This window comes from Variovorax soli NBRC 106424 (assembly GCF_001591385.1).
GTDB lineage: Bacteria > Pseudomonadota > Gammaproteobacteria > Burkholderiales > Burkholderiaceae_C > Variovorax > Variovorax soli.
Genome location: NZ_BCUU01000026.1, coordinates 41085 through 56210, shown reverse-complemented (window position 1 = coordinate 56210; position 15126 = coordinate 41085). Strand labels below are relative to the sequence as shown.

15 protein-coding genes and 1 pseudogene are annotated in these 15126 nt (G+C 68.6%); 9 read left to right on the top strand and 7 right to left on the bottom strand.

Features of this window, described 5'->3' with window-relative positions; translation table 11 throughout:
• The 5 genes and pseudogenes from VSO01S_RS27525 to VSO01S_RS10375 all read left to right on the top strand — a co-directional run.
• A pseudogene (locus VSO01S_RS27525) lies at positions 1-188 on the top strand (hypothetical protein); the annotation flags it as partial.
• A 78-nt stretch (positions 189-266) separates the two neighbouring features.
• Positions 267-713 (top strand): outer membrane lipoprotein, encoded by a 447-nt coding sequence (locus VSO01S_RS10390; protein WP_084241798.1) that lies wholly within the window; start codon positions 267-269, stop codon positions 711-713.
• A 104-nt stretch (positions 714-817) separates the two neighbouring features.
• Positions 818-3040: a DUF3604 domain-containing protein gene (locus VSO01S_RS10385; RefSeq protein WP_068642027.1), complete on the top strand. Its 2223-nt coding sequence runs from the start codon at positions 818-820 to the stop codon at positions 3038-3040.
• 3 nt (positions 3041-3043) lie between these two features.
• The gene (locus VSO01S_RS10380) at positions 3044-3961 is read left to right on the top strand and encodes a peptidylprolyl isomerase (protein ID WP_068642026.1); all 918 of its coding nucleotides are present in this window, start codon (positions 3044-3046) and stop codon (positions 3959-3961) included.
• A gap of 32 nt (positions 3962-3993) precedes the next feature.
• Positions 3994-4980: a HupE/UreJ family protein gene (locus VSO01S_RS10375; RefSeq protein WP_153305210.1), complete on the top strand. Its 987-nt coding sequence runs from the start codon at positions 3994-3996 to the stop codon at positions 4978-4980.
• Between the two features lie 112 nt (positions 4981-5092).
• Here VSO01S_RS10375 and VSO01S_RS10370 read toward each other — a convergent pair whose 3' ends face one another.
• The gene (locus VSO01S_RS10370; RefSeq protein ID WP_068642022.1) at positions 5093-5707 is read right to left on the bottom strand and encodes a DUF1326 domain-containing protein; all 615 of its coding nucleotides are present in this window, start codon (positions 5705-5707) and stop codon (positions 5093-5095) included.
• A gap of 178 nt (positions 5708-5885) precedes the next feature.
• Between VSO01S_RS10370 and VSO01S_RS10365 the strand changes: the two genes are divergently transcribed.
• On the top strand, positions 5886-6620 hold the full coding sequence (locus VSO01S_RS10365) for a DUF2182 domain-containing protein (protein ID WP_068642021.1): 735 nt from the start codon (positions 5886-5888) through the stop codon (positions 6618-6620).
• 33 nt (positions 6621-6653) lie between these two features.
• Here VSO01S_RS10365 and VSO01S_RS10360 read toward each other — a convergent pair whose 3' ends face one another.
• The 5 genes from VSO01S_RS10360 to VSO01S_RS10340 form a co-directional block, all read right to left on the bottom strand.
• Positions 6654-7361 (bottom strand): alpha/beta hydrolase, encoded by a 708-nt coding sequence (locus tag VSO01S_RS10360; protein WP_068642019.1) that lies wholly within the window; start codon positions 7359-7361, stop codon positions 6654-6656.
• Positions 7358-9043, bottom strand: coding sequence for an ATP-binding protein (locus tag VSO01S_RS10355; protein ID WP_068642017.1), 1686 nt, complete (start codon positions 9041-9043; stop codon positions 7358-7360). Before VSO01S_RS10355 ends, VSO01S_RS10360 begins: the two co-directional genes overlap by 4 nt.
• A 135-nt stretch (positions 9044-9178) precedes the next feature.
• Positions 9179-9526, bottom strand: coding sequence for a hypothetical protein (locus VSO01S_RS10350; protein ID WP_068642015.1), 348 nt, complete (start codon positions 9524-9526; stop codon positions 9179-9181).
• Complete coding sequence (locus VSO01S_RS10345) at positions 9523-10311, bottom strand: slipin family protein (protein WP_068642013.1); 789 nt, start codon at positions 10309-10311, stop codon at positions 9523-9525. The genes VSO01S_RS10350 and VSO01S_RS10345 overlap by 4 nt, the downstream gene beginning before the upstream one ends.
• The gene (locus tag VSO01S_RS10340; protein WP_218002331.1) at positions 10308-11801 is read right to left on the bottom strand and encodes an NfeD family protein; all 1494 of its coding nucleotides are present in this window, start codon (positions 11799-11801) and stop codon (positions 10308-10310) included. Before VSO01S_RS10340 ends, VSO01S_RS10345 begins: the two co-directional genes overlap by 4 nt.
• A gap of 127 nt (positions 11802-11928) precedes the next feature.
• Here VSO01S_RS10340 and VSO01S_RS10335 point away from each other — a divergent pair, with 127 nt between their 5' ends.
• Positions 11929-12522, top strand: a complete 594-nt coding sequence (locus VSO01S_RS10335; RefSeq protein ID WP_153305209.1) for a hypothetical protein — start codon at positions 11929-11931, stop codon at positions 12520-12522.
• Positions 12523-12559: 37 nt separating this feature from the next.
• On the opposite strand, the gene VSO01S_RS10330 is transcribed toward VSO01S_RS10335, so the two are convergent.
• A complete protein-coding gene (locus VSO01S_RS10330) occupies positions 12560-13219 on the bottom strand; it encodes an NUDIX hydrolase (protein WP_068642033.1) in 660 nt (219 codons plus the stop codon).
• Between the two features lie 212 nt (positions 13220-13431).
• On the opposite strand from VSO01S_RS10330, the gene VSO01S_RS10325 reads away from it, so the two are divergent.
• The gene (locus tag VSO01S_RS10325; RefSeq protein ID WP_068642009.1) at positions 13432-13689 is read left to right on the top strand and encodes a hypothetical protein; all 258 of its coding nucleotides are present in this window, start codon (positions 13432-13434) and stop codon (positions 13687-13689) included.
• A gap of 69 nt (positions 13690-13758) precedes the next feature.
• On the top strand, positions 13759-15111 hold the full coding sequence (locus VSO01S_RS10320; protein WP_068642007.1) for an NAD(P)H-dependent oxidoreductase: 1353 nt from the start codon (positions 13759-13761) through the stop codon (positions 15109-15111).
• Positions 15112-15126: the final 15 nt, after the last annotated feature.

Below are 15126 nucleotides of genomic sequence, written 5' to 3'. Positions count from 1 at the left end.
TGGCGGCGCCCGCAGCGACTTCGCCGGCCCCCGCCGGTGCGGTCGCGGTGGGCACGGTGGTGACGGCGCTGCCCGCGGGCTGCGCGTTGACCACGCTCAACGGCGTCCAGTACCACCGCTGCGGAAGCACCTACTACCGGGCGGCGATCAACGGCGCGAATCTCGTCTACGTCGTCCAGCAGCCGTAGGGCCATGTCTTCGGTGCATCGCCCGCCGCCGCCGCAATTGCAGTCCAACCCACCTGAAACCTCACGAGGAGATCTTCCATGCCGTTCTTCCGAAACCTGCGCATTGTTCTGAGTGGCTTGCTGGCCGTGCTGGTCGCGGCCTGCGCTGCACCGGGCGCCCAACCCGGCTCGATGGAGGTGCGGCAGGGAACCATCGAGCAGATCACGCCGGTGCAGCTGGCGAGCTCGCACCACACCGGCGTTGGTGCGGTCATCGGAGGCGTCGCGGGCCTGGGCGTGGGCAGCCTCATCGGCGGCGGTACGGGCCGCGACGTGGCCATGGTGCTGGGCACCGTCGGTGGCGCTCTGGCCGGCAACGAGGTCCAGAAGAAGTACGACAAGCCGGTGCCCGGGCAGCAGGTCATCGTGCGCACCGGCGGCGGTGTGCTGGTGGCGGTCACGCAGCCTGTGGCCGAAGGCCTGCGCGTGGGCCAGCGCGTCTACATCGAGGGCAACGGCGAGGGCGCACGCGTCAGGCCGCAGTAGCGGGGCATGGGTGCCTGATAGGCACCCATAAGAAAAATCACGGCTTCATCGCCTGGACGGCATGAAGCGGGGCGTATCGATCGTCTTGGGTCAAGGAGGGGTTCATGAAAAATCAGGCTTATCAATTCAAGCTGTCGAAGTCGGCAGTCGCGGCGGCCAGTCTCGGCATCTTCGTGTCGGGCTTTGCGGTGGCCCAGGTGAAGAATCCGGACAAGGAAGCCTATTTCGGGCAGACCCACCAGCACACGAGCTGGTCGCTGGATGCCTACATCCTGGGCAACACCGTGGCGGGTCCGGCCGAGTCCTATCAGTTCGCGATGGGGCAGGCTATCAAGCATCCGGCGGGCTTCATGGTCAAGCTCAAGCGCCCCCTCGATTTCCATGGCGTCACGGACCATGCGGAGTACGTGGGCATGCTCAGCCTCGCCAACGACCCGAAATCGCCGGTGAGCAAGCTGCCCATCGCCAGCCAGCTGAAGGTACGCGAGCCCAGCGACGTGATCCGGATCTTCCAATGGATGGCCGGCAGCCTTGCCAAGGGAGAGAAGATCGAATCGCTTCTGCAGCCGGAGCTGGTCAACGAGGTTTGGCGCAACAACACGGCCATTGCCAACCAGTACTACAAGCCAGGCAAGTTCACGACCTTCTGCTCGTACGAGTGGACGTCGATGCCGGGCAACCAGAACATGCACCGCAACGTGTTCTTCAAGGATTGCGGCAAGCTGCCGGCCGCGCCGTTCTCCGCCATCGACTCCGACAAGCCCGAGGACCTCTGGACCTGGCTGGAGGGGCAGCGCAAGCTGGGCAACGAGGCGCTGGCGATCTCCCACAACGCCAATCTCTCGAATGGCTTGATGTTCCCCGTGGATGTGGACAGCAAGGGCCGCCCGATCGATGCGGCATGGGCGCAGCAGCGCATGGCCAACGAACCGCTCACCGAGATCAAGCAGGTCAAGGGCCAGTCGGAGACGGCTCCAGGACTCTCGCCCAACGACGAGTTCGCCAACTTCGAGGTCATGAACTACCTCATCGGCCTGGACAACAGCTTCTCGAAGCTGCAGGGCAGCTACATCCGCGAGGCCTACCAGAACGGCCTGGCGCTTCAGGACACCCGGGGCTTCAATCCCTACAAGATGGGCGTCGTCGGTGCCGGCGACTCGCACAACTCGGCGACGAACTACTCCCAGTCGAACTATTTCGGCGATCACGGCGAGACGGATGCGACGCCCGAAAAGCGGCTTGCGGGCACGGTGGCCTCGGGAATGAACATCCTGCAGACCGGCACCTCGGGGCTGGCCGGCGTGTGGGCCGAGGAGAACACGCGCGAGGCGCTGTTTTCCGCCATGCAGCGCAAGGAAGTGTTCGGCACCAGCGGCGTGCGCATCAAGGTGCGCATGTTCGGCGGGTGGGACTATCCGTCCGATGTGCTGCGCTCGCGCGAGTGGGTCAAGGTCGGCTATGCACGCGGCGTTCCCATGGGTGGGGACTTGCCGAGCATGGATGGGAAGGCGCCGCGATTCATCGTGCAGGCGGTCAAGGACCCGGACGACGGCAACCTCGACCGCATCCAGATCGTCAAGGGCTGGACCAGGAACGGGCAGATCTTCGAGAAGATCTACGACGTGGCGTGGTCCGGCAATCGAAAGATCGACGCCGCCACGGGCAAGCTGCCGCCGGTGGGAAGCACCGTCAACATCGAGAAGGCCACCTACACCAACACCATCGGCGCGGTCGAGCTCAAGACGGTGTGGACCGATCCGGAGTTCGATCCCTCGCTCAATGCCTTCTACTACGCACGGGTGCTGCAGATCCCGACTCCCCGGTGGAGCACCTACGACGCCAAGAAGCTGGGCATTGTCCCGCCGAGCGATGTGGCGCCGGCGGTCCAGGAGCGCGCCTGGACCACGCCCATCTGGTACAGCCCGACCGAGGCGGCCCGCAAGCGTGCGGCGGCCGGCCTGAAGGTCGCCGACCTGCGCCAGCAGGGGGCGGTCGCGCTCACCGATGCACAGCTGAAGGATCTGTTCGTCGGCAAGACGGCCAAGGTGGTCAACACGGTGGACGGAAGAAAGTTCGACATCCTCTACGGCAACGACAAGCGCCGGATCGTGAGCTCCATGCCGGGCAGGCAGGCCGAATTGCCCAGCCCGTCGGAGGGTGCGAACTACGTGGTCCAGGACGGAAAGCTGGTCTCGACGATCGACGGCAGTCCGTTCGAGGTGTCGGTGTTCAAGCTGGGCGACAAGTACATCGGGGCCCGCAGCAACGAGTTCGGCTTTGCCAACTACGAGGTGACCCCGGCGCAAGCGCAGCAGGCCGGACGCTGAAGGATGCAGACGGGTCCCAACGATTCGCCTCGCCTTGCCGGACGGCTGCTGCGCGAGCCGCTGCTTCACTTCCTGCTGGCAGGCGCAGTGCTGTTCGTCGTCTACGCGATCTTGAGTCCTGCGCCGAAGGAGGACGTGCGTTCGGGCGAGATCGTGATCACCGAGGAAGACCTGGCGCAGCTGGCCATCGGATGGCGTGCCCAGGGCCGCGCGGCGCCCTCGCCCGCGCAGCTGCACGGCCTCGTGGAGGCCCGGGTGCGCGAGGAGGTGCTGTACCGCGAGGCGCTGGACATGGGCATGGACAAGGACGACACGATCATCCGGCGCCGCCTGGCGCAAAAGATGGAGTTCCTCACGGAAGATGCGTCGCGCATCGCCGATCCGGCGCCGCAGGTGCTGCGGGACTGGTACACGACGCGGGTGGATGAGTTTGCGCAGGCGCCCAGGATGACCTTGCGCCACGTCTATTTTTCTCCCGACCTGCGCGGCGACCGGGCCCGGGCCGCGGCCGCCGCCGCCTTGCGGCAGCTGGAGCCCGCCGGCATCGATGCCAGGACGGAGTCGATCGGCGACCCGTTCATGTACCAGACGCGCTATCCGGACCGTTCGCCGGAGCAACTGGCTGCCGTCTTCGGCCCGGCATTCGCCGAAGCCGTCGTCGCCATGCCCACGCAACGCTGGGTCGGCCCGGTGCAGTCGGGCTATGGCTGGCACCTGGTGTATCTCGAGGAAGTGCTCCCCGGACGCACGCCGGCATTCGAGGAGGTCGAGGAAGCCGCCAGGCAGGCCTGGATCGCCGAACAGCGCGCCATCGGCAAGCAGAAGGCCTTCGAGGCCATGCGGGCGCGCTACAAGGTCGTGCTGCCGTCCGCGGAAGCGGTCGCCAATGCGGTCGCGGTCCAGCCCGGGGTGCGCAAGTGATGCCCGGCGCCTGGCGGTGGGCTCGCGGCGCCATGCTGCTCGGCATGCTGCTGCTGACCATGCTGTGCACGGCCGTGCGGGCGCACGAAGTGCGGCCCGCCTATCTGGAAATCCGGGAGATGGCGTCCGAGCGCTACGACCTGCTGTGGCGCACGCCTGTCCTGGCCGGCCAGCGCCTGCCGATCCTCCTGAGGCTTCCGCCCGAGGCTCGCAACCTGGTCGAGCCGTTCGAGCGCGACCTGAACGATTCCATCGTCGAGAGACGGACCGTGCAGGTGGCCGGAGGCCTGGCCGGCAAGCGGATCGAGTTCGTCGGGCTGCAGGCGACCATCACGGATGTTCTGGTGCGCGTCCAGGGACCCGACGGCAGGACGACGGCCACCATGCTGATCCGGCCTTCTCAGGCCGGGGTGGAAGTGCCTTCGCAGCCCGATCCGCTCGCGGTGGCCGGCGCCTACCTCAAGCACGGCGTGGAGCACATCCTCGGCGGCTACGACCACCTCCTGTTCGTCCTTGCCCTGATTCTTCTTGTGCGCAACGTTCGCACGCTGCTGCTCACGGTAACGGCATTCACCGTGGCGCACTCCATCACGCTGGCCCTGGCGACGCTGGGCCTGCTGCATGTTCCGTCGGCTCCGACCGAAGCCACCATTGCCTTGAGCATCCTGCTGCTGGCTTGCGAAGTCGTGCGAATGGAGCGCGGCGAGTCCAGCCTGACGGCAAGGTATCCCTGGTCGGTGGCCTTCTTGTTCGGACTGTTGCACGGACTGGGTTTCGCAGGGGCATTGGCCGGCATCGGTCTGCCGGCCAATGACGTTCCGCTGGCGCTGTTCGCCTTCAACATGGGTGTCGAACTCGGTCAACTCGCATTCATCGCAGCGGTCCTGGTCGTCGGCTGGCTGTTGACCCATGCGCTGCAGCGCTACCTGGCATCAGGAAGGCGTTACGTTTCGGTAGTTGCCTGCGGAATCGGCTGCATGTCGGCATTCTGGTTTTTCGAGCGGCTGGCAGCATTCTGATCATCATCTACGTCGGCTCCGCAGCGCAAGCCGCCGACAGGGGGCGGTGTGGTCTTGCTGCCTCGTGCCCCACAGCGGTACTTCAGGACGTGCGATTCGCGCCCGCCGCCATTCAGCCGGCCCAGGCGAAGGGCGCGAAGTGGCCGTTGCGCGTGCCGGTCGAGTCGTTCCACTGAATGCCGAAGACGTTGAACAGGCTGCGCGTCGCCTTGGCCAGCGAGAGCCGGCTGTTCACCGGATGTGCGGTGTTGTCCACGCCGATCGCCTGGCCGGGCGCGCTGGCGCTGGGGAGGCCTTCGCAGGCCTGGTCCACCAGGTCGCCTGCACGCACTGTCCGGTTCAGGCCGTCCACATCGAACTGGATCGGCCGGCGCTCGATGCCTGCGACCTTGCCGACCAGCGGCGCCAGTGCCGCCATGGGACCGCCGACCGCGCCGGTGGCGATGGCGCTGATCGCCTCGACCTGCGCGTCGCTGGCGCGCTCGTCGATGATCAACCCGACGGTGATGTTGCCCGCGCCCATCGCGCCGGGCGCATGCATCATCACGATGAAGCTCAGGCCGTCGAGCGGCACGCCGTCCTTGTGCCCCTTGTCGATGCGCAGTGTCACCGCCGCCTTGCAGTCGCCCTCGGTCGGGGTGGCCGCCAGGTTGGAAGTGATGCACGGACAGAGCAGCGTGCAGTTGCAGGTTTCCATGTATTCGCCGCTGATCTGCCAGGTCGCCATGACTGCTCCTTCGTGCGGGTGAACATGCGGCCGGCCTGTCCGGGCAAAACCGGCTGCTCGAACCGATGGAAAGGCGTCACGTTACGCCCAATCAAGGGTGCGCGCAATTGCAGTGCCTGCGACGAATCCGGGGGCTAGTGCGATTGACAAGCAGCGCCGCGCCGCTCATCGTGGCCCGATGCCGTCGAAGGCAGCCGCACTGTGGTTGGGGTTCGCCGTGCTGGGGTGGGCCGGCCTGGCCTGGCTCGCTTTCGACATGGGCCATCCGCTGGCGCAGCTGATCATGCCGATGTCGCCGCAGTGGAGTGCGGCCAACCTGCTGGCCATCGTCGCGATGTGGGCGGTGATGATGGCCGCGATGATGCTGCCGTCGGCGCTGCCGATGGTGCAGGCATTCGTCGCGCTGTGCCGGCGCAACGGGCAGCGCGCTCGCTCGCGCCAGTTCGTCGGCGCCTACTTGCTGGTGTGGTGGCTCTTCAGCGTCGCGGCGACCGCGGCGCAGTGGCTGCTTCAGGCCGCCGGCTGGGTGGATCCGATGATCGTCAGCACCTCGGCGATGCTGTCGGGCGCACTGCTGCTGGTGGCTGGCGCGTATCAGTTCTCGCCGCTCAAGCGCATCTGCCTGGCGCGCTGCCGCACGCCGATGGGCTTTCTCGTCGGCGAATGGCGCGGCGGGCGCTTCGGCGGCTTCGCCATGGGTTGGCGCCACGGACTGTTCTGCCTGGGCTGCTGCTGGGCGCTGATGGCGCTGCTGTTCGTCGGCGGGGTGATGAACCTGGCGTGGATCGCGGCGCTGTCGATCGCCGTCGCCGTCGAGAAGCTCGCGCCGCGCGGCGAACGCATCGCGACGCTTCTCGGCCTGGCCTTGCTGGGTGCCGGCGCCTGGCGGCTTCTGCCGCTGCTGCTGGGCTGATCAGACTTCGAGCGCAGCTCGCATCGCGTGGACTCAGCCCGGATCAGGCCCGAGAAAGAACTCCACCGCCCGCCCCACCACCCACGGCACGATCACATGGTCCCCATCGAAGGGCTGCAGCGTCAGGTCGTACCCGCTTTCCAGCATGCGCCGCGCATTCGTGTGCGCGCTGGTCTCGATGGGCAGCTGGCTGTCGCTGCGCCCGTGCGCGAGAAACACCTTGGGCGTTCCGGCCTGCGTGAAGGTGTTCATGAAGCCCGCCGACAGGCCGATCACGTGGCTCGCCACGTCGCCGTTGGTCAGCCCCAGCGACAGCGCGTAGCTGCCGCCGTCGGAAAAGCCGGCGAATGCCAGGCGCGCCGGGTCGAGCGGGAAGTGCTCGGCCACCCGCGACAACGCCGCATCCAGCCGCTCCAGGTCGGGGCCATGGCCGCCGATGACGATGTCCCAGGTGGGGTACATCGACTGCGGCGCCAGCAGCAGGAAGCGCCGGGCGCGCGCATGCGCCACGAAATGCGGCAGCACGCGGTTGGCCTCGCCGCCCGCGCCGTGGAACATGACCAGCAGCGGCACCGGCGCATCGACGTTCAGGCCCTCGGGCACCACCAGCACGGCCTCGCGCCCCTCGGCGAAGGACAGGCCGTGGCGCCCGGGCGGCAGCGGCGCGCCCGCAGGCGCGGCGCCGGGCCGGAAGTTCATGCGGCCGGTGAGGGCGCCGCCGAGCAGGCTGGGGTCGATCACGATGCGGCTCCTCTTTCTTCTTCATCAACAGGCGACGGCGACGGCGTGCAAGCCAGGCCCCGGAACACCGCGCACTGCGCGAACGCGCGGGCCGTCAGCGGCAGCCCCATGCGGCGGCAGTACTTGCTCGTGAGCTTGAGCAGCTCCTTGATGTCGCGGCCGCTGGCCTCGGCATAGTCCGCCACCAGGGTGTCGATCAGCGCCTCGGGCAGGTCCACGCCCAGCTGGGCCGACAGCAGGACCCACAGGCGGCGCGCGTCGGCGGGGCCCGGCGGCTGGTAGTCGATCACCGCGATGCAGCGCGACAGGATGGCCTCGTCGATATCGCCGGAGCGGTTGGTGGTCATGAACAGGAGGCCGCTGAAGTACTCCAGCGTGCGCAGGAACTCCGCGACGATGGCGTTGTGCTGCAGGTCGTTGCCGCGCCGGCGGATGTAGACGTCGGCCTCGTCCAGCAGCAGCACGCAGTCCCAGCGCGCGGCGCGCTGCAGGATCTGCGTCAGGCTGGCCTCCACCGAGCCGGCCGTGACGCCCAGCTGGCCCGAATGCACGCGGTACAGGGGCTTGCCCACCACCTCGGCATAGACCTCGGCCGTGAGCGTCTTGCCCAGCCCCGGCGCCCCCTTGCACAGGATGGTGGTGCCGCCGGACTTGCCGGGCACCACGTCTTCCATGAGGAAGCAGCGGTCGGCTGTCAGGATGTCGATCAGGTCGCGGTGCGCCTGCGGCAGCACCAGCCGCTCGCGCAGGGCGGGCTGGTACTTGTATTCGTCCACATGCTGCACATGGGCCCAGATGCTGCGGTGCCAGTCCAGGTGGAAGAGATGGAGGTAGCAGTGCTGCGGAATGCGGTCGAAGCCGCGGCCAATGCCGCACTCGCGCCAGTACTGCGGATCGGCCGCCATGTCGAAGCGGCGGTGCAGCAGCTCTTCGTCGTTCACGCAGCGGGCCGTGGCGCCGGCCGGCAGCCGGTGGAATGTCATGTCGTCGCGCGGGCCTTCGCCGGGCGTCCAGGCGCTGCCGCTCACGGTGAACTGGGCGCCGTACTGCGGCTGCAGGCGGGTGAAGCAGGCCAGCTGGTGCTCGTACTCGCGCTTGAATTCGGCGCATTCCTTGTGAAAGCCCTGGGCGGCGAACATGCCGGCCAGGGTGCGGCCGGCCAGGTCTTCGGCATAGAAGCTCAGGCCCCAGGTCATGCCGGCAAATCGCAGGCGCGGGTCCGTGGGCGCCTCGCGGCCCGCCGCGCGCAGCGTGTTGGCCAGCAGCCCCACCAGCACATAGGCCTCGCCATCGGCCGGCTTCACCAGCCGCACCGAATGAACCAGCCAGGCCAGCAGCACGCCGTCGCGCCCGCGCTGGTACAGCCAGCCGTCGATCAGGTCGCGCCCGAGCCACTCGACCAACGCCGGCACCATCAGCTCCAGGCTGGCGATGGGGCGCACCGGCGCCGGTTCGCCGTTGAGGTTGTCCAGCGCCAGCAGCTGGAACACCAGGTCGCGCGCGCCGGCGGAGCGGCTCAGCTGGTAGAGCAGGTTGAGCGAGTGGCCGTCGAAATGGTGGCTGGACACCACCCGGGTCCCGGTGCCGGCGCCTTGCCCGCCCAGCTGCAGGCCCAGCGGCGACTGCGCGCCCACCTGCCCCTGCAGCGTGACGGCGAGCAGTTCCGGTATCTCGAGTTCCATTGCGTCTCCTCCAAGCAACCCTCGACCATAGACAGGCGCATGGCTTTGCGCGCTTGACCTGGGTCAAGCTTCGGGAAGGATGTGGGAAAGCGCGGCGCCGGAACCTGGGCACCCTGCGCTTTGTGCGGGATGGAGCTAGCGGCGGCCGCCGTAGCGTCCCCATCCGCCTGCGCCACGGCCTGCGTAGCCGCGGCCATGCCCGCCGTGGTAGGGGCGGCCATAGTAGGGATAGCGGCCCCAGCCGCCACGGCCCCAGCAGCAGCCGTAGCCATAGCCCCCGCTGATATAGAGGGACGATGACACGTAGGGGTAGTAGCCATACGGATAGCCGTAGCCATACGCGTACGGATAGCCATAGCTGTATCCGTAGGGATAGCCGTAGCCGGCGACGTAGTAGCCGTCGTACGGCACCGCGACGCAGCCCCCAAGCGCGAGCAGGCCGGCCAGGGCCAGCGCGGCAGCAGGAAGACGCAGGACTTTCATGGCGGACCTCCTTCGGCATGTGGCGGCGGGCGCTTTCGCAGCACGTCCAGCAGCGGCCCGACGATGTCCAGCGGCAGCGGAAAGACGATGGTCGAGTTCTTGTCGGCCGCGATCACCGTGAGCGTTTCCAGGTAGCGCAGCTGCAGCGCCTGCGGCTCGCGCGCGAGCACCTGCGCCGCCTGGGCGAGCTTCTCGGAGGCCTGCAGTTCGCCTTCGGCATGGATCACCTTGGCGCGCCGCTCGCGCTCGGCTTCGGCCTGGCGCGCAATGGCGCGGATCATGGAGTCGTTCAGGTCCACGTGCTTGATCTCGACGTTGGTCACCTTGATGCCCCAGGCGTCGGTCTGGCTGTCCAGGATCTTCTGCAGGTCGAGGTTGAGCCGCTCGCGCTCGGACAGCATCTCGTCCAGCGTGTGCTTGCCCAGCACCGCGCGCAGCGTGGTCTGCGCCAGCTGGCTGGTCGCGGCCAGGTAGTGCTCCACCTGGATGACGGCCCGCTCCGGGTCGATCACCTTGAAGTACAGCACCGCATTGACCTTGAGCGTGACGTTGTCGCGCGAGATCACGTCCTGCGACGGCACGTCCAGCGTCACCACGCGCAGGTCGATGCGCACCATCTGCTGGATGCCCGGAATGAGGATCACCAGGCCCGGCCCCTTCACGCGCCAGAAGCGGCCCAGCTGGAACACCACGCCGCGCTCGTATTCGCGCAGGATGCGCAGCGAACTGGCGGCCAGCAGCACCAGCAGCAAAAGGAGCAGGGGCGGGGCGATCAGGTAGGTCATGGTGCGCTCGCGGGTTGTTGTTGCTGTTGTTGTGGTGGCGAAGGCGCGGGCGCGCCGGCGATGGGATGCACCTCCAGGCGCAGGCCTTCGATGCGCGCGACCTGCACGAGCTGGCCCGGCGCCAGCGGCTGCGCAGCGCGGATGCGCCAGCGTTCGCCGTTCAGCAGGGCCCAGCCTTCGCCTTCACCGCCGTCGAACTCGATGACCATGGCCTGCGTGCCGAGCAGGTGCGGTGCGCCGCTCACCACCGGCCGCGCGTGCGCCTTGATGGCCATGCGGATCAGCACGACCAGGGCCAGGGCGAAAAGCGCTGCCAGCGTCGCCACGAAAGGCAGCGGCACGCCGAAGCCGGGCAGTTCGCTGTCGACCAGCAGCAGCGCGCCGAACACGAAGGCGGCAATGCCGCCCAGGCCCAGGGCGCCGTAGCTGGGCACGAAAGCCTCCGCCACGAAGAAGGCGATGCCCAGCAGGATCAGCGCCAGGCCGGTGTAGTTGATCGGCAGCATCTGCAGCCCCCACAAGGCCAGCAGCAGGCTGACGCCGCCGATCACGCCCGGCGCGACGAAGCCGGGGTTCATGAACTCGAACACCAGGCCGTAGATGCCCACCATCATCAACAGCAGCGCCAGGCTCGGGTCGCTCAGCACGCCCAGCAGCCGGTCGCGCCAGCTGGGCTCCACCACCAGCACCGGGGCCCGGGCGGTGGCCAGCTTCACGACGGGTTCCTCCGGCTTGCCGGCGCCGCCCAGGCGGACTTCGCGGCCGTCCAACTGGCGCAGCAGGTCGGCGCGGTCGGACGCCACCAGGTCGACGACATGGCGTTCCAGCGCTTCGGCGGCCGCCAGGCTGGCGGATTCCTTCACCGCCTGGTCGGCCCAGGCCGTGTCGCGGCCGCGCAGCTGCGCCAGGCTGCGCAGGTAGGCGCTGGCGTCCTGCACGCGCTTGGCGCTCATCGTGTCCTGCGATTTGTCGGCGGTGCTGTCCTTTTCGGGCTTCGCGTCCTTGCCTTCCTTCGGCTCCCTGGGTTCCTTCTCCGGCCCGATGCCGGGCATGCCGATGGCGACCGGCGTGGCGGCCCCGACGTTGGTGGCCGGCGCCATCGCCGCGACATGGCAGGCATAGAGGATGTAGGTGCCGGCACTGGCCGCGCGCGCGCCCGGCGGGGCCACGTAGCCGGCCACCGGCACCGGCGAGGCCAGGATGGCCTGCACGATGCCGCGCATCGAGGTGTCCAGGCCGCCGGGCGTGTTCATCTCCAGCACCACCAGGGCGGCCCGTTCGCGCGCGGCGCGCTCCAGGGTGCGCTGCACCCGGTCCATGGCGACAGGGCCGATGGCGCCGTCGATCTGCAGGACCAGCACCGGGCCTGGGTGCGGCTGCTTCTGCTCCTGTGGCGGCACAGCCGCGCCCGATGGCAGCCGCAGCGCCAGCATCATCATCATCAGGAGCGCGCCCAGGAAGCACAAACGGATCGAGATCGTCGTCGTCACGGCAGCCTCCGCGGCCAGCCTACACCTGCTGCAGCCGCGGCGCTGCCCGGGCCGGGATTCCGCAGTCGTGGCAGGTGTTTCGCCGGGCTTGCCTGGCCGATCGGCTCGCGGTTAGGCTCGCCGTGGCATGTCATCGGGCCGTCACATTCCATCGACGCGACTCGTCGTCCAGGCGGACGCGCGGGTGCTGTCGTGGTGGCGCACGCTTTGCCTGCTGGCGGTGCTGAACGTCTGCCTCTGGCTGGCGGTGCATGCCGGCCTGCCCTGGGTGCAGAAGGCGGCATGGGCCATTCCGGTGTTCATGGTGGTGGCCCAGGGCTTTTGCTGGCACAGCGTGCTCACGCTCAACCACATCACCCAGGCCGTCGAGTCCTCGCTGTGGGCTGCCGGCTTTTCGTGGATGGCCGCGCTGCTGGGCGTCATCGCGCTGGACAGCACCGGCTGGGTGAGGTCGCTGGCCGTCTTCGGCATCCTGGGCTCGATGGCCTTCGTGGCCTATGTCGCGGGCGTGGACGTGCCGATGTACTGGCGCCGCTACCAGCATGGCCGCGCCCGCGGGCAGGCCTACATGCGGCTGGACCAGGGCGCGCGCGACGCCTGGCACCGCCGCGTGCCCAGCGGCAGTTGGGCGGCATGGAAGGCCGATGCGCTGTGGCTCACGCCCTACTTCAGCGTGGGCGTCTGGATCAGCATCGCCATGGTGTGCGTTCCCGGCGCCTGAAGCGCCTTGGAGAGGGGCGGGCGGCCCCATGCCGGGGTTACCGCCGCGCGAACAAGGGCTGCTCGAAATGCGCAACGCGCGTGCTGCGCCCGGCGATGCAGACCTCCCGGAACTGATAGAGGAAGGCCGCCGTCGGCGCGGCGATCCATGTGTGGCCCACGGGCATGCGCAACACAGGGTGTTCGCTGTCTTCGATCGCATCGAGCAGCGGCGCGTCCGCGCGCATGAACTCGCGCACCGGGATGCGATGGATGCTGGCGACTTCGTCGGCGTTGGGCACGAGCCCCTCGGCCCGGCCTGCCCACACGACCACGGGCGTGATGGCGTAGCCGGAGCGGGTGACGAAATCGTCCAGCCGGCCGAGGATGGCGCTGTCCGGCAGGCGCAGGCCGACTTCCTCGTGCAGTTCGCGCAAGGCGGCTTCTTCCGGCGATTCGCGAGGGTCGATGCCGCCGCCCGGGAGCGCCCATTGGCCGGGATGGTTGCGCAGCAGGGCCGAGCGCCGCGTCAGCAGCACCGCCGCGCTGGGGCTCCAGGCGGCGGGGGCATCGATGCCGGGGAGCATGGCGCCCGTGCCTTCCTCGATGAGTGCGAAGGCCACGGCAGCCCGCCGCGAATCGAGGGCACTGAGGCCGCGCTGCTCGAAGGCTGCCAGCCTGCCGGCGACCCGTTCACGCAGTGTGTCGTCGAGTTTCATGTTGGCGCATTTCACTACGTTATTTGCCACGGCGTTGCAGATGCACGCCCGCCTGCTGCCGGCGGCCCGAAGGAAACGGCCGGTCGAACGGAACTCCGGCCGGTTTCGGGAGTCCGACGCTCACAAGGTTCTCCAAGGTCGACCACCGACCTCTTGCCCCGACTGGAAACAGCCGGGGTTTTTTCTGGGGCCGACACGGCGACAATGGCGGAATGGCTACCGCAAGGTCCTTCGAGACCGCCGACTACAAGCTCTTTCCCTCGCCGCGCAACGTGCACCGGGTGGTGTTCGAACACCAGGTGTTCGTGCCGCAGCCCTACGCGCTGATCGACCTCCCCAGCTACGACCTGAGCGGGCGCTACAGCCTGTTCGCCGCCTGCCGGCTGTCCGACGGCAAGATGGGCCAGCTCGTGACCCTGGAGCAGGCGGACGACGTGGCCAGGTTCAACGCACGCTTCGTTCCGGACTGATCTGCTGGCGGTCCGCGCAAGGCGGGGCCACCCCGCCGTGGTGCAGACGACAACCTTGGAGGAGAACCCATGAGTCTTCATCGCCAGTTGCAGCAGCGCGCCGCCGAAGGCAGGCCCATCCGGGTCGGCCTGATCGGCGCCGGCAAGTTCGGCTCCATGTACCTGGCCCAGGTGCCGCGCACGCCCGGCGTGCACCTGGCCGCCATTGCGGACCTTTCGCCGGACAGCGCCCGGGCCAACCTGGCGCGGGTGGGTTGGCCCGCCGAGCGCACCCAGGCGCGCACCATCGACGAGGCCTTGAAGACCGGCGCCACCCATGTGGGCAGCGACTGGCAGGCGCTGGTGCGGCATCCGGCCATCGACGTGGTGGTGGAATGCACCGGCCACCCCATCTCGGCGGTGGACCATTGCCTGGAAGCCTTCGGCCACGGCAAGCATGTGGTCAACGTGACGGTGGAAGCCGACGCCTTCTGCGGCCCGCTGCTGGCGCGCAAGGCGGCCGAGGCCGGCGTGGTGTACTCGCTCGCCTTCGGCGACCAGCCGGCGCTGATCTGCGACCTGGTCGACTGGGCGCGCACCTGCGGCTTCCCGGTGGTGGCGGCCGGCCGCGGCCACAAGTGGCTGCCGCATTTCTGCGAGTCGACGCCCGAGACGGTGTGGGGCTACTACGGGCTCACGCCCGAGCAGGCCGAGCGCGGCGGCCTCAACCCGAAGATGTTCAACAGCTTTCTCGACGGCTCCAAGCCCTCGATCGAAAGCACGGCGGTGGCCAATGCCACGGGCCTCACGGTGCCCGGCAACGGCCTGCTGTACCCGCCGGCCAGCATCGCCGACATCCCGTACGTGACGCGGCCGAGGAGCGAGGGCGGCGTGCTGGAGCGCAAGGGCATGGTCGAGGTGGTCTCCTCGCTCGAGGCGGACGGCCGCGCGATCCCGTACGACATCCGCATGGGCGTGTGGGTCACGGTCGAGGCGGAAACGGAATACATCAAGAACTGCTTCGAGGAATACAACGCCCACACCGACCCGAGCGGGCGCTACTTCACGCTCTACAAGCGCTGGCACCTGATCGGGCTGGAGGTGGGCCTGTCGGTGGCCAGCGTCGCGCTGCGCCGCGAGGCCACCGGCGTGGCCACCTGCTGGAACGCCGACGTGGTGGCCACCGCCAAGCGCGACCTGCAGCCCGGCGAAGTGCTGGACGGCGAGGGCGGCTACACGGTCTGGGGCAAGCTGCTGCCGGCTGAAACGTCCGTGCGCATGGGCGGCGTGCCGCTGGGCCTGGCGCACGGCATCCCGCTCGTGCGGCCGGTGAAGAAGGGCCAGAGCCTGACCTGGAGCGACGTGGCCATGGACACGTCCACCCGCGCCTACAGGCTGCGCCAGGAACTGGAGAAGCTGCAGGCGCCGGTGCCGGCGCGCTGACCGCACAGCGGCGCT

Coding starts and splice junctions, on each gene's coding strand:
- VSO01S_RS10390 (WP_084241798.1), top strand. CDS start 267: ATGCCGTTCTTCCGAAACCTGCGCATTGTTCTGAGTGGCTTGCTGGCC.
- VSO01S_RS10385 (WP_068642027.1), top strand. CDS start 818: ATGAAAAATCAGGCTTATCAATTCAAGCTGTCGAAGTCGGCAGTCGCG.
- VSO01S_RS10380 (WP_068642026.1), top strand. CDS start 3,044: ATGCAGACGGGTCCCAACGATTCGCCTCGCCTTGCCGGACGGCTGCTG.
- VSO01S_RS10375 (WP_153305210.1), top strand. CDS start 3,994: ATGCTGCTCGGCATGCTGCTGCTGACCATGCTGTGCACGGCCGTGCGG.
- VSO01S_RS10370 (WP_068642022.1), bottom strand. CDS start 5,707: ATGGCGACCTGGCAGATCAGCGGCGAATACATGGAAACCTGCAACTGC.
- VSO01S_RS10365 (WP_068642021.1), top strand. CDS start 5,886: ATGCCGTCGAAGGCAGCCGCACTGTGGTTGGGGTTCGCCGTGCTGGGG.
- VSO01S_RS10355 (WP_068642017.1), bottom strand. CDS start 9,043: ATGGAACTCGAGATACCGGAACTGCTCGCCGTCACGCTGCAGGGGCAG.
- VSO01S_RS10350 (WP_068642015.1), bottom strand. CDS start 9,526: ATGAAAGTCCTGCGTCTTCCTGCTGCCGCGCTGGCCCTGGCCGGCCTG.
- VSO01S_RS10345 (WP_068642013.1), bottom strand. CDS start 10,311: ATGACCTACCTGATCGCCCCGCCCCTGCTCCTTTTGCTGCTGGTGCTG.
- VSO01S_RS10335 (WP_153305209.1), top strand. CDS start 11,929: ATGTCATCGGGCCGTCACATTCCATCGACGCGACTCGTCGTCCAGGCG.
- VSO01S_RS10330 (WP_068642033.1), bottom strand. CDS start 13,219: ATGAAACTCGACGACACACTGCGTGAACGGGTCGCCGGCAGGCTGGCA.
- VSO01S_RS10325 (WP_068642009.1), top strand. CDS start 13,432: ATGGCTACCGCAAGGTCCTTCGAGACCGCCGACTACAAGCTCTTTCCC.
- VSO01S_RS10320 (WP_068642007.1), top strand. CDS start 13,759: ATGAGTCTTCATCGCCAGTTGCAGCAGCGCGCCGCCGAAGGCAGGCCC.